Genomic DNA, 1,438 nt, shown 5'->3' with positions numbered 1-1,438 from the left:
GTGACTGAGTGGCGGACGGGTGAGTAACGCGTGGGTAACCTGCCTCATACAGGGGGATAACAGTTAGAAATGACTGCTAATACCGCATAAGACCACGGAGTCGCATGACTCAGTGGGAAAAACTCCGGTGGTATGAGATGGACCCGCGTCTGATTAGGTAGTTGGTGGGGTAACGGCCTACCAAGCCGACGATCAGTAGCCGACCTGAGAGGGTGACCGGCCACATTGGGACTGAGACACGGCCCAAACTCCTACGGGAGGCAGCAGTGGGGAATATTGCACAATGGGGGAAACCCTGATGCAGCGACGCCGCGTGAGCGAAGAAGTATTTCGGTATGTAAAGCTCTATCAGCAGGGAAGAAAATGACGGTACCTGACTAAGAAGCACCGGCTAAATACGTGCCAGCAGCCGCGGTAATACGTATGGTGCAAGCGTTATCCGGATTTACTGGGTGTAAAGGGAGCGTAGACGGCTGTGTAAGTCTGAAGTGAAAGCCCGGGGCTCAACCCCGGGACTGCTTTGGAAACTATGCAGCTAGAGTGTCGGAGAGGTAAGTGGAATTCCCAGTGTAGCGGTGAAATGCGTAGATATTGGGAGGAACACCAGTGGCGAAGGCGGCTTACTGGACGATGACTGACGTTGAGGCTCGAAAGCGTGGGGAGCAAACAGGATTAGATACCCTGGTAGTCCACGCCGTAAACGATGACTACTAGGTGTCGGGTGTCACAGACATTCGGTGCCGCAGCAAACGCAATAAGTAGTCCACCTGGGGAGTACGTTCGCAAGAATGAAACTCAAAGGAATTGACGGGGACCCGCACAAGCGGTGGAGCATGTGGTTTAATTCGAAGCAACGCGAAGAACCTTACCTGGTCTTGACATCCCTTTGACCGACGAGTAATGTCGTCTTTCCTTCGGGACAGAGGAGACAGGTGGTGCATGGTTGTCGTCAGCTCGTGTCGTGAGATGTTGGGTTAAGTCCCGCAACGAGCGCAACCCTTATCTTCAGTAGCCAGCATTTAAGGTGGGCACTCTGGAGAGACTGCCAGGGATAACCTGGAGGAAGGTGGGGATGACGTCAAATCATCATGCCCCTTATGACCAGGGCTACACACGTGCTACAATGGCGTAAACAAAGGGAAGCAGAGCCGCGAGGCCGAGCAAATCCCAAAAATAACGTCTCAGTTCGGATTGTAGTCTGCAACTCGACTACATGAAGCTGGAATCGCTAGTAATCGCGAATCAGCATGTCGCGGTGAATACGTTCCCGGGTCTTGTACACACCGCCCGTCACACCATGGGAGTTGGTAACGCCCGAAGTCAGTGACCCAACCGAAAGGAGGGAGCTGCCGAAGGTGGGACCGATAACTGGGGTGAAGTCGTAACAAGGTAGCCGTATCGGAAGGTGCGGCTGGATCACCTCCTTTCTAAGGAAGAA

1 rRNA gene is annotated in these 1,438 nt (G+C 53.6%); it reads left to right on the top strand.

Going from position 1 to position 1,438, the window contains the following annotated elements:
- Positions 1–1,427: ribosomal RNA gene (locus tag ACTNA4_RS16020) — 16S ribosomal RNA — on the top strand; the annotation flags it as partial.
- Positions 1,428–1,438: the final 11 nt, after the last annotated feature.

It is taken from the genome of Bariatricus sp. HCP28S3_A7 (genome assembly GCF_052066375.1).
Lineage (GTDB): Bacteria > Bacillota > Clostridia > Lachnospirales > Lachnospiraceae > Allocoprococcus.
Note: the sequence above shows the minus strand (reverse complement) of the source record. Positions and strands in the feature narration are given on the sequence as shown.